Raw genomic sequence first — 11803 nt, 5'->3', positions numbered from 1 at the left:
GCCGGAGCCGGCGGCCTCGCCGGCTCCGGCGCGGTGGCGCCGGTCTCCAGCAGCACAGGGTCACCCGAGAAGAGGACCGTCCGGGATTTCGGGCCGTCCGTACGCCGGAAGCGGTACCTCTCCCCCGTACCCGGTGGCGTCTGCTGCCGGCTGCGGTCAGGGCCGGGGCCCTGACGTCGCCGTCCGGGTGGCGGCGTCCACGGCGACGGCGGGGGGATCGGGGAGGGCGGGGCGGGTGGGGCCGTGAGCCGTGCGCGCAGGACGTGCGCGGGGAAGCGGTGCGCTCCGCCGAGGTGGCGGACCGGGTCGGTGACCGTCCAGCCGGGATTCGACGGGACCTGCGGCACCGGATCACCCAGGTGGTACGCCCGGCGGACCGCCTTGCCGAAGGCCGCCGCCTCGCTCCGGAACGGGGGACTCTGCCGATGGGGTCCACCGGGGACCCTGCCCGCCGGGAGCGGCCGCGATCACGTCGAGCTGCGGGCGAAGGACTCCAGGGCGGCGCGCAGCCCGGACCGGTCGGTGCCCAGCTTGCGGCAGGCGGCGGACAGCACCCAGTCCGGGGAGGCCGGCTCGGGCTCCTTCTCGCCGCGCACGGCCTGGTCCGCGGCGCGGATCTCCTCCTCCGTGACCCAGTCCACCCGCGGCGATCCGCCGGGCAGGGCGCCGCCCAGGCCCAGCAGGGTCTCGGTGGCCTCCTCCACCAGGGCGTCCGCGCCGCATTCCCGGGCCGTGACCACGGCCGCGGTCAGCAGGTCCGCGTCGCGCAGCCCGTAGCCGAGGGCGTTCAGGGCGCGGGCGAGTTCGTAGCCGGCGGGTGACGTCGAGAGCAGGGTGACCGCCTCGCGCAGGAACTCGGTGCGGTCCTGCGGCGCGGCGACCTCCGCCGCGACCCTGAGGGCCTGGCCGATGGCGGAGGGGGCGCCGAATGCCCTGGCCCGCCGGACGGCGTCGGCGGCGAGGGCGCGGGCCCGCTGCGGATCGTCGGCGGCGACGGCCCGCGCGAGGTGCAGCTGCCAGGGGCACCAGGCGGGATTCTGGATCCCGCGCGGCGTCAGCCGCCGCTCCACCGCCTCCAGTTCGGCGACGGCCGCGCGCACCTCGCCGCGGGCGAGCAGCAGTTCGGCGTAGACGGTCTGCGAGTCGGGGAAGACCACGGCGGCCGGGAAGGGCGCACCGAACTCGTGCTCCTGTGCCAGCTCCCAGGCCTCGTCGACGCGGCCGCGTGCGAGCAGTGTCGTGAGGAGGATCGCTATGGCGTACCAGTGGACGGGGGTGCGCCGGCCGACGCGTTCGGCGAGGTGGAGGCCGGATCGGGCCAGTTCCTCGGCGTCGACGAGCCGTCCGCGCCGGTAGCGGATGTAGGCGCGCAGGCTGTACGCGAAGGACAGGTGGGCTCCGCGCCAGCCCTGGCGCTCGAACTCGGCGGTGCCCGCCTCGAACAGCTCCTCCGCGCGGCCGGGCCGGTCGGCGTACATGTGGACCATGGCGGCCAGCACGGGGACTTCGAAGCCGCGGTCCTCGTACGCCCAGCTGAAGGGCCGCTCCAGTACCCGGCCGGCGTGGTGCAGCACCACGTCGACGGGTTCGCCCCGCAGGCAGGCGTCCCAGGCGCGCAGTGCGATCACGTACCGCTCGGTGAGGTCGCGGCCGGTGAGGCGGTCGGCGAGCCGGGTGAGGCGGCGGGAGCGGGCCGGTGAGTCGGTCTCGGCGGCGTTGAAGGCGTCCCACATGAACTGTTCGGACTGCAGGCGCAGTCGGGCCCGTACGTCCGGGGTCTGCGCGATCTCGCGGGCGAGGGTTTCCGATGCCTCGGCGAGACGGTCGCTGTGTGCGAGGACCTGGGCGAGCCGGATGACGATGCCCTGGCGCAGGGCGGGGTCGTCGAAGGGTTCGGCGAGGGCGGCCCGCAGGTGGTTGACGGTGTTGGCGGGCTCGGTCAGCAGGGAGGCGCAGCCCAGTTCGTACAGCACGGCGGCGCGTTCGTCGAAGTCGGGTGGCTCGCGCAGGGCGCGGGCGAGCTGGCGGCGGGCGGCGTCGGGGGCGCCGGCGCGGAGGTTCTCGCCGGCCGCCTCGCGCAGGGTGCGCACCACCCAGGGGTCGTTCTCGGGGTGGGTCTCCAGGAGGTGGCGGGCGGCGGCGGAGGCGCCGAGGCCCGCGTCGACGACGGCCGCGGCGGCCTTCCCGTGCAGGGCGACGCGCAGCGCGTCGGGGATGGCGCGGTAGATGGCGGTGGCGATGAGGGGGTGGACGAACTCCAGCCCGGCCTGCGGTTCCTGGTCCGTCGTGGATCCGGCGGCGGACAGGATGCGGGCGTCCCGCAGGCGTGTGGTGGCGCCGGCCGCCTCCTCGGCGCCGAGGGCGGCGACCCGGGCGGCTATGTCCTGCGGGATGGCGGTGCCGAGGACGGCGCAGGCCCAGGCGAAGCGGACGGTGGAGGGGCCGAGGCGTTCGAGGCGGGCGACGAGGCCGCTGCCGCGCTGGGCGGCGGCGAGGTCGGCCAGCTGCGGGGCGTTCTCCCGGACGGGCCGCAGGCCCCTGCCGCGGACCTTGGCGGTGAGTTCGACGGCCTCGAAGGGGTTGCCGGCGGTGACGGTCCAGGCCTCGTGGCAGAAGGCGTCGTCGGCGTGGTCGCCGATGGCCTCGCGGACGAGCGCGGCGACGGCGGCCGGGGTGAGCGGGGAGAGGGGCAGCGGACGCTGTCCGGCACGGCCGGGCAGCGTGCGGAAGGCGTCGGCGTGCGCGGGCAGTTCGTCGGGGCGGTAGGCGACGACGAGGAGCAGCGGGAGGTGTTCGACGCGCGGGGCGAAGGCGGCGAGCCAGCTCAGGGACTCGGGGTCGGCCCAGTGCGCGTCGTCGAGGACGAGGGCGACGGGGGCGCGTTTGACGACCAGGTGGGTGAGGACCCAGTCGAGGCCGTCGCGCAGGCCCTGGGGATCGGGCGGGGCGCCCTGTTCGGGGGCGCAGAGTCCGAGGGCGGGGCCGACGATGGAGTACCAGCTCCCGAGGGCGGCGCGCAGTTCCTGTTCGGAGGTGCCGGCCAGTTGCGGCTGGATGAGCTGGCGGGCGACGTGGAAGGGCTGGCTCTGCTCCTGTTCGCCGCCGCGGGCGGCGAGGACGGTGCAGGAGCGGGCGTGGGCGCGGCGGCGCAGCTCGGCGAGCAGGGTGGTCTTGCCGAGGCCGGCGGGCCCGGAGAAGGCCAGCAGGGCGCCGCCGGCGTCCGGCCCGGGACCGGTGAGCTGGTCCAGGGCCTCGTCGACGATGGTGAGTTCGGCGTCGCGTTCGACCATGGTGCGCCGTCTGCGCGCCCGGTGTTCCGTCATGGCTGGTACCCCCCAGGCCTGTTCTGGGAGATCAGCGTACGCCCGCGCACATCGCGGGGGATCCCACTGTCGGAAAGAATCCGATCTTCTTTTCCGACGGTCTTCCTAGGGGGTTTCCGCGGGCTTCCGGGGAGGGTTTCGAGTGGGTTCCGATGGCTGTCGGATGAGGGTCCGATGCGGTCCTCAAGCCGATCGGTCCTGTCCGGAACGTGCCGCGAGGTCTTCCAGGACGGCCACGGCCTCGGCGGCTCTGTCGGCGTCCACGAAGAGGTGGTCGTGGTGGTATCCGGCGATGACGTTGCAGCTCAGACCGTGGGCGCCGAGTTCGGCGGCGAAGGCGGCGGTGAGGCCGACGGCGTCGAGCGCGGAGTGGATCCGCAGGGTGATCCAGCCCGCGGTGTAGTCGTAGGCGAGTCCGGCGGCGTCGGCGTCCTCCTGGCGCAGGACGAGGGTGAGGCCCTCGTCCTCCAGGACGGTGGCGACGGGCGCGGTTCCGGCAGGGACCGCGGTGCCGGGGACGGTGCAGAACACGTACGCGCCCTCGTTCAGCTCCGGTCGCATGCCGCTCAGCAGTTTGCGCAGGTCGTTCTCTCCGCTCATGCCGCCACCCTAGCGACCGGCCGGGTCAGTCCAGGGTGAGCTGGAAGTACGCCGTCTCGCGGAAGCCGGCGGTCGGCGGACGCACCTCCACGGTGACCGGGACGCCCTTCGTGCTCGGCCTGACGCGGACCGGGACGGTGCGTTTGCGCTCCGCGCCCAGGGGCGGCATGAGGGCGGCGGCGGACGCCTGGGCGTTCAGCCAGTCCAGGGTGTATCCGGAAGCGTGGTCGTCGAGCGACCGGCCGGCGCGTACGGCCAGGGGCGCGTCACCGTACGAGGACACGGCGGTGGCCGCCGAGTCGCCGCCGGGGCGGAGCTCCTCGTCGGTGTCGTTGTCGTAGGTCACGGTGAGGCTGTAGGTGCCGTCGGGCTCCGCGCGCGGGCGACTGACGGTGATCTTCAGGCCGTCCTCGTACCGGGCGGTCGCGCCGGGGCCGAGGGGGTCCGCCACGTATCCGGACGGGCCGCTCTGCTCCAGCTGGCCGTATCCGTCGAGGCCCTTCTCGAACTCGGCCAGCGCCCACGCCCCGAGGCCGGCCAGGCCGAGGAGGCAGAGGGCGGCGACGGCGCAGCCTTTGAACCACCGGGGCGTGTCCGCGGTCGCGGTGTCGGTGGGGGTCGGGTCCGTGTCCATGCGGGTCACTGTAGGCAGCGGCGATCCCGCGGATCATGAGCGGGAGTACTCAACGGCTCCCTGAGTACCCCGCCCACCGGCTGACGACGGCCGCGGCGGCCGGCCGGCGCGGGGGCCGCCGCCCCGGCGGGGAGGGGGCGGCGGCGTGCGGTCAGGTGAGGTCGAACTCCCCGCCCCGGGCGTTCAGCACGAACTTGTGCCACTCGTCCGGCGAGAAGATCAGGGAGGGGCTCTCGGGGCGCTCGCTGTTGCGCATCGCGATGAAGCCCTCGACGAAGGCGATCTGGACGTCACCCGCTCCCCGGCTGCTCGACTGCCAGTCGGCCTCGGTGAGATCGAGGTCCGGCTTCCCCCAGCCAGCGAGGGGCTGTGAAGTCATGCTCTCGGCCACGTGCGTGCTCCTCCCGGTACGTCGTCCGGGGGCCAGGTTAACCATCGCAGCGGGTGCCGCACAGGCCACGGTGAGTCACTCGTGACCGGTCCGGCACCCGGGCGGGCGGACGGCTTGCGTCAGGTGGTGGGTTCCTGCGCCCCCACCAGCCACATCGCGAAGAACTGCGCGCCGCCGCCGTAGGCGTGCCCAAGGGCCCGGCGGGCTCCCGGGACCTGGTGTTCCCCGGCTTGGCCGCGTACTTGGAGGGCTGCCTCGGCGAAGCGGATCATGCCGGACGCGCCGATCGGGTTGGTGGACAGCACGCCGCCCGAGGGATTGACCGGAAGGTCGCCGTCGATCTCGGTGACGCCGGCCTCGGTGAGCTTCCAGCCCTCGCCCTCCTCGGCGAAGCCCAGGTTCTCCAGCCACATCGGCTCGTACCAGGAGAACGGCACGTACATCTCGACGGCGTCGATCTCCCGGCGCGGGTCGGTGATGCCGGCCTGCCGGTAGACGTCGGCGGCGCAGTCCTTGCCCGCCTGCGGGGAGACGAAGTCCTTGCCGGCGAAGAGGGTGGGCTCGCTGCGCATCGCGCCGCCGTGCACCCAGGCGGGCGGATGCGGCGAACGGGCCGCGCCGGCCCGGTCGGTGAGGACCATCGCGCACGCGCCGTCGGAGGACGGGCAGGTCTCGGAGTACCGGATCGGGTCCCACAGCATGGGCGAGGCCTGGACCTTCTCCAGGGTGATGTCGTGTTCGTGGAGGTGCGCGTAGGGGTTCCTCAGCGCGTTGCGCCGGTCCTTGTACGCCACGAGCGAGCCGACCCCGTCGGGCGCGCCGGTGCGCCGCATGTACGCGCGCACGTGCGGGGCGAAGAAGCCGCCGGCGCCGGCGAGCAGGGGCTGCTGGAAGGGGACGGGGAGCGAGAGCCCCCACATGGCGTTCGATTCGGACTGCTTCTCGAAGGCGAGGGTGAGGACGGTGCGGTGGACGCGGGCGGCCACGAGGTTGGCGGCGACGAGGGCGGTGGACCCGCCGACCGAGCCGGCCGTGTGCACGCGCAGCATCGGCTTGCCGACGGCTCCGAGCGCGTCCGCCAGGTACAGCTCCGGCATCATGACGCCCTCGAAGAAGTCGGGGGCCTTGCCGATGACGACGGCGTCGATGTCCGCCCAGGTCAGCTCGGCGTCGGCGAGCGCGCGCGTGGCGGCCTCGCGGACCAGTCCGGCGATGGAGACGTCGTGGCGGGCGGCGACGTGCTTGGTCTGGCCGATGCCGACGACGGCGACCGGCTCCTTGCCCGGTGCCCCGGAGATGCCGGAGGGGCTGGAGGGGCTGGAGGGGTCTGACGTGCCGGAGGTGCTCATGCGCGGTCCCCTTCCAGGACGGCAACCAGGTTCTGCTGGAGGCAGGGGCCGGAGGTGGCGTGGGCGACGGCCCGGTCGGATGCGCCGCGGTGGATGCGGGCGGCCGCCTCGCCGATGCGGATCAGACCGGCGGCCATCATCGGGTTGGCGGCGAGTGCCCCGCCGGAGGGGTTGACGGCGACCGTGTCGCCGAGCCGGAGGGCCTTGCGCAGGACGACCTCCTGGGAGGAGAACGGGGCGTGCAGTTCCGCCGTGTCCACGGGCGCGTCGAAGAGGCCCGCGTGCTCGGCCGCGGTCCGGGTGGACGGGGAGTCGGTGAGGTCGCGCAGGCCCAGGCCGTGCGCCTCGATGCGGTGGTCGATGCCGGTGATCCAGGCGGGGCGTTCGCACAGCCGGCGCGCGAGGTCGCCGGCCGCCAGGACGACGGCGGCGGCGCCGTCGCCGATGGGCGGGCAGTCCCCGGTCCGCAGGGGCCGGACCTGGTGGTCGCCCTGCGGGACGGCGCCGCGCAGCTGGGCGTGCGGGTTGGCGCCGGCGTCGGCCCGGCTGCGCGCCGCGATGGCGGCCAGGGCGGGTTCGTCGGTCTCGCCGGCGTCGATGAGGGCCCGGGCCTGGAGGGCGGCCAGGGCCACCGAGTCGGGCCAGAGCGGGGCGAGGTAGTACGGGTCGAGCTGGCGGGTGAGCACGTCGCGCACGGACCCGGGCGAGGACTTCCCGTACGAGTAGACGAGCGCGGTGTCCGCCTCGCCGGTCTGGATCTTGACCCAGGCCTCGTAGAGGGCCCACGCCCCGTCCATCTCGACGTGGGACTCGGAGATCGGCGGCCAGGCGCCGACCCCGTCGAGGGTCATGGTGAAGGAGAAGGCACGGCCCGCCAGGTAGTCGCTGGAGCCGGAGCAGGTGAAGCCGATCTCGCCGGCCTTCAGTCCCGTGGCCGCCAGCACCTCGTGGAGGACCGGCATGACCATCTCGACTTCGCTGAGCTCGTCGGTGCGGCGCAGGTGGTCGCTCTGCGCGAAGGCGACGACGGCCACGTCCCGTGCGTACCTGCTCGTCCTGGGCCCGGTCATCAGATGAGCTCCTTGTACGCGTCGTAGTCCGCGTCCGGTTCGCCGGTGGGGCGGTAGTGGTCGGGGTAGCGGCCGCCTTCGGTCCAGACGGGCTCGACGCGCAGGCCCATGCGGACCTGGTCGTAGGGGATGCCGCCGATCCGGCCGTGGAGGGCGAGGCCGGCGCCGTCGAGGGCGATGTGGGCGTAGACGTAGGGGACCTCGATGTCCAGGTTCTTCGCCTTGATGTTGACGATGCAGAAAGTGGTGACCGTGCCGGCCGGGCCGACCTCGACCTGGTCGGTGGTGGCGACGCCGCAGGTGGGGCAGGCGCCGCGCGGCGGGACGTACACCTTGTGGCAGGAGGGGCAGCGCTCGCCGACGGTCCGCCGCTCGGAGAGGGCGTTGATGTAGGCGGTCTGCGCGCGGCCGGGGCTGTAGACGTAGTCCAGGCGGGCTTCGGCGACGATGCCGGTGACGGCGTCGCGGAACACGCCGTCGTGCGGGGCGGGTGCGGCTTCGGAGGCGGGTGCGGCGTCGTCGGACGGCTCGAAGCAGGCGATGTCGGTGATGGCGCCGGTGCGTTCGGCGGCCCAGCGGACGCGGACGCGCATGCCGGTGCGCACGGCGTCGGGACCGGGGGCGTCGAGGGCGTGCAGCAGGGCGGTGTCCGCGCCGTCGAGCTTGACCAGCACCCAGGCGAAGGGGGTCCCCAGGGGCTGGTTCGGGCGCGGCCGGTCGTTCCAGGCCCACGTGGTGACGGTGCCGGTGGCGGCGACCTCGACGAGGTCGCGTACCTCCTCGGAAGTGACGGGGTCGTACTCGGTCGGCGGGACCACCACCCTGCCGTCGGCGGTCTTCACGCCGAGGACGACGCGCTCGCGCAGGCCGGTGAGGAAGGCGCTCTGGACGGGCCCGAGGGACCGGGTGAAGGGGAACTCGACGACGAGAGGCGCGCGGAGCACCTCCGGTGGGGAGGCAGCTGTCATGGTGGCTCTCCGATGCGGTTGATTGCGGGTGCGGGCGGGGTCCGGCGGCCCGGCCGGAGGCCCCGGCGCGCCGGGTCCCGCACTCCCGCCGCCGGGGGCGCGGGGATCCGGGCGGGCCCGGGGTCGGTGTCCCGGGTCCGGGGTCCGGCTGTCCGGCTCCGGGGTCCGCCTCCGAAGGGCCGGTTCGGGTCCGGCCGCAGGGGCCTGGCCCGGGCCGGGGGCGGGAGGGCTTGGGGGTTCCGGCCCACCGGCGGACGGGGTACGGGGCTACTCCCGGCGGTACACCGCGGGCCGCTTCTCGGCGAAGGCGCGCGCCCCCTCCTTCGCGTCGGCGGTGTCGAACACCGGCCAGCCGCGCAGGAGTTCGGAGGCCAGGCCCTCCGCCTCCGTCAGCCCCGCGGTCTCGTAGACCGACGCCTTGACCGCCTCGACCGCCAGCGGCCCGCACGCGTTGATCCGCTCGGCGATCTCCAGGGCCGCGTCGAGCGCCGTGCCGTCCGGGACGACCCGTCCCACGAGGCCGATCCGCGCCGCCTCCGCCGCCGAGTACGGGCGTCCGGTCAGCAGCATCTCCAGGGCGTGCGTGCGCGGGATCTGACGGGGCAGCCGCACCGTGGACCCGCCGATCGGGAAGAGCCCCCGCTTGACCTCGAAGAGACCGAAGGTGGCGCCCTCGGCGGCCACCCGGATGTCGGTGCCCTGGAGGATCTCGGTGCCGCCGGCCACGCAGTAGCCCTCGACGGCAGCGATCACCGGCTTGCGCGGCCGGTGGTGGCGGAGCATCGCCTTCCAGTGCAGGTCGGGGTCGGCCTTGAGGCGGTCCCGGTACTGGTCGCCGGCCATGCCCTTGCCGGCCAGCGCCTTGAGGTCCATGCCGGCGCAGAAGTCGCCGCCCGCACCGGTCAGGACCACGGAGCGGATCTCGTGGTCGGCGTCCGCCTCCAGCCAGCCGTCGTACAGCCCCACCAGCAGCGGCAGCGAGAGCGCGTTCTTCGCCTCGGGCCTGTTCATGGTGAGCACCAGCGTGGCGCCGCGGCGTTCCACGGTCAGGTGTTCCGTCCCACCCATTGCCGTCCTCCCGTCTCAAGACCTAGAACAGGTTGCAGTAGGGGAGGGTGCAGTTCAATAGTTTTCTGACACTCAGTCAGATTATTTGGGCGGTGCCCTTCCCAGTTGCCTGCCACGGCGCTCTAATGACCGCCGGAGCAGCCGGCCGCGGGGCCAGTCATCGGTAACAACGGGGTCAGGAGGAACGGTGGAGTACAACCTTGCCGACCTGTTCGAGTCGGTCGTGGACGTGGTCCCGGACCGCGAGGCCCTCGTGTACGTGGACCACCCCGGGACGGGCGCCGAGCGCCGCCTCACGTACGCGGAGCTGGACGCCGCGGCGAACCGGATCGCGCACCACCTGCTGGACAGCGGCCTGACGGCCGGCGAGCACCTGGGCCTGCACCTCTACAACGGCATCGAGTACCTCCAGACCGTCCTGGCCTGCCTGAAGGCCCGGCTGGTTCCGGTGAACGTCAACTACCGTTACGTGGAGGAGGAGCTGGTCTACCTCTACAACGACGCCGATCTCGCCGCGCTCGTCTTCGAGGGCGAGTTCACCGGGCGGGTGGCGGCCGCGCTGCCGAAGACCCCGAAGCTGCGGCACCTGATCCGGGTCGGCGACGTGCCCGAGGGGGCTGCGGAGCCGTCGGTCGCCCCGGTCGCGTACGCGGACGCGGAGGCGGCCGGGTCGCCCGCGCGCGGGTTCCCGCCGCGCAGCGCCGACGACCTGTTCATCATCTACACCGGCGGGACCACGGGCATGCCCAAGGGCGTGATGTGGCGGGCGGAGGACCTCTTCTTCGCCGGGCTGTTCGGCGGCGAGCCTTCGGGCGAGCCGGTGAAGCGGCCGCAGGAGCTGGCGGAGCGGGTGGCGGCGCGCGGCGCCGGGCTGACCTTCTTCCCGGCTCCCCCGCTCATGCACGGGACGTCGACGCTGACCTCGTTCATCGCCTTCAACTACGGCCAGCGGGTGGTCATCCACCGCAAGTACGTGCCCGAGGAGGTGCTGCGCACGATCGAGAAGGAGAAGGTGTCGAGCGTGTCGCTGGTCGGCGACGCGATGCTCAGGCCGCTCATCGACGCCCTGAACGGTCCGCTGAAGGGCACCGACCTGTCGTCGCTGTTCAGCGTCTCCTCGTCGGGGGCGATCATGTCCGAGACGGTGCGCGCCGAGTTCCAGCGGCTGGTGCCGAACGTCCTGCTGCTGAACAACTTCGGGTCCTCCGAGTCCGGCTCCAACGGCCGGGCCACGGACGACTCCGGCCCGGAGAAGGGCTTCCGCCTGGAGGTCAACGACCGTACGCAGGTGGTGGATCCGGTGACGCACGAACCGGTGGCGGTCGGCGAGCCGGGGCGCCTGGCGCAGCGCGGCCACGTGCCGCTCGGCTACTACAACGACCCGGAGAAGACGGCGGACACGTTCTTCCGGAAGGGCGGGGAGCGCTGGGTGCTGCTGGGCGACATGGCCACCGTCGACGAGCGGGGCATCGTCACCGTGCTCGGCCGCGGCTCACAGTGCATCAACACCGGTGGCGAGAAGGTCTATCCGGAAGAGGTCGAGCAGGCGCTGAAGTCGCATCCGGACGTGTACGACGCCCTGGTGGCCGGGGTCTCGGACCCGACGTGGGGCGCTCACGTGGCCGCGGTGGTCCAGGTGCGGCCGGGGGCGCAGGCGCCGACTCTGGAGGAGATCCAGAGTCACTGCCGCACGAGGCTCGCGGGCTACAAGATCCCGCGCCAGCTCGTCATCACGCCGGCCATCCAGCGGTCGCCCAGCGGCAAGGCGGACTACCGCTGGGCGAAGGCGGTCGCGACGGAGGCGGACACCGGCGGGACGGGCCCCCGTACCGCGCGCTGAGCGGACCGGCGGGTCCGGTCAGGCTCCGCGTCGCACGTGGCGCGGCGCCGAACCGGACCCGTTCGTCCCGGTCAGGCTCCGGTGGCCAGGAAGCGCCCGACGCGCTCGGCGAAACCGGCGGGGTCGTCCAGCCACGGGAAGTGCGCGGCGGCGGGCTGGACGTGGAGGACTCCGGCGGGGAACGCCGCCGCGATCTGCCCTGCGAGGCCGGGCGGCGGGTTGCCGTCCAGTTCGCCCGCCAGCACCAGCACCTCCCCCGCGACGCGGCGCAGGGCCGCGCGGACGGCGGGCGGGTCGCAGGCGTCCGGGCCGGCGAAGGCCGCGGCCGCCTTCTCGTTCTGTTCGTGCTCGCCCGCGGCGAAGTGCGCCCGCGCGACATCGTCCCAGCGGCCGTAGAAGAGGGGCGCCGCGCGGTCCCATTCCTCGTCCGTGTCGGCGCCGCCGAGGATGCGCCCGTACGCCTGAACGGCCGTGTCGTACGGCTCGGCCCCCTCCCTGAGGTGGGCCGCCGCCAGCCGGTCCCGGGCGGTGCTCCCCAGGCCGAGGGCCCACGCGTTGGG

Annotated in this window: 10 protein-coding genes; 1 reads left to right on the top strand and 9 read right to left on the bottom strand. The window is 73.9% G+C overall.

What is annotated here, in order from left to right; translation table 11 throughout:
• Nucleotides 1-467 precede the first annotated feature (467 nt).
• The 8 genes from AVW11_RS33970 to AVW11_RS33935 all read right to left on the bottom strand — a co-directional run bounded on the left by AVW11_RS33970 (nt 468) and on the right by AVW11_RS33935 (nt 9403).
• Entirely contained in the window at nt 468-3323 is a 2856-nt protein-coding gene (locus AVW11_RS33970; protein WP_076046943.1) for an ATP-binding protein, read from the bottom strand.
• Between the two features lie 183 nt (nt 3324-3506).
• The gene (locus tag AVW11_RS33965) at nt 3507-3923 is read right to left on the bottom strand and encodes an ACT domain-containing protein (protein WP_030848672.1); all 417 of its coding nucleotides are present in this window, start codon (nt 3921-3923) and stop codon (nt 3507-3509) included.
• A 25-nt stretch (nt 3924-3948) separates the two neighbouring features.
• Nucleotides 3949-4557 carry a hypothetical protein gene (locus AVW11_RS33960; protein WP_030848675.1) on the bottom strand — a complete coding sequence of 203 codons (609 nt, stop codon included), beginning with the start codon at nt 4555-4557 and terminating at the stop codon, nt 3949-3951.
• A 151-nt stretch (nt 4558-4708) separates the two neighbouring features.
• Complete coding sequence (locus AVW11_RS33955) at nt 4709-4936, bottom strand: DUF397 domain-containing protein (RefSeq protein ID WP_370466718.1); 228 nt, start codon at nt 4934-4936, stop codon at nt 4709-4711.
• 131 nt (nt 4937-5067) lie between these two features.
• The gene (locus AVW11_RS33950; protein WP_240528333.1) at nt 5068-6297 is read right to left on the bottom strand and encodes a thiolase domain-containing protein; all 1230 of its coding nucleotides are present in this window, start codon (nt 6295-6297) and stop codon (nt 5068-5070) included.
• Nucleotides 6294-7367 (bottom strand): thiolase domain-containing protein, encoded by a 1074-nt coding sequence (locus AVW11_RS33945; protein WP_030848681.1) that lies wholly within the window; start codon nt 7365-7367, stop codon nt 6294-6296. Before AVW11_RS33945 ends, AVW11_RS33950 begins: the two co-directional genes overlap by 4 nt.
• Nucleotides 7367-8335, bottom strand: a complete 969-nt coding sequence (locus tag AVW11_RS33940) for a Zn-ribbon domain-containing OB-fold protein (protein WP_030848683.1) — start codon at nt 8333-8335, stop codon at nt 7367-7369. Before AVW11_RS33940 ends, AVW11_RS33945 begins: the two co-directional genes overlap by 1 nt.
• 267 nt (nt 8336-8602) lie before the next feature.
• A complete protein-coding gene (locus AVW11_RS33935) occupies nt 8603-9403 on the bottom strand; it encodes a crotonase/enoyl-CoA hydratase family protein (RefSeq protein ID WP_030848685.1) in 801 nt (266 codons plus the stop codon).
• A gap of 187 nt (nt 9404-9590) precedes the next feature.
• On the opposite strand from AVW11_RS33935, the gene AVW11_RS33930 reads away from it, so the two are divergent.
• Entirely contained in the window at nt 9591-11243 is a 1653-nt protein-coding gene (locus AVW11_RS33930; RefSeq protein WP_076046942.1) for an acyl-CoA synthetase, read from the top strand.
• A gap of 71 nt (nt 11244-11314) precedes the next feature.
• On the opposite strand, the gene AVW11_RS37590 is transcribed toward AVW11_RS33930, so the two are convergent.
• On the bottom strand, nt 11315-11803 hold a 489-nt coding region (locus AVW11_RS37590), incomplete at its 5' end, for an alpha/beta fold hydrolase (RefSeq protein WP_240528332.1).

It is taken from the genome of Streptomyces amritsarensis (assembly GCF_001953875.1).
GTDB classification, from domain to species: domain Bacteria; phylum Actinomycetota; class Actinomycetes; order Streptomycetales; family Streptomycetaceae; genus Streptomyces; species Streptomyces amritsarensis.
The sequence above is the reverse complement of the archived record's forward strand: the minus strand, read 5'-3'. Positions and strand labels throughout refer to the sequence as shown.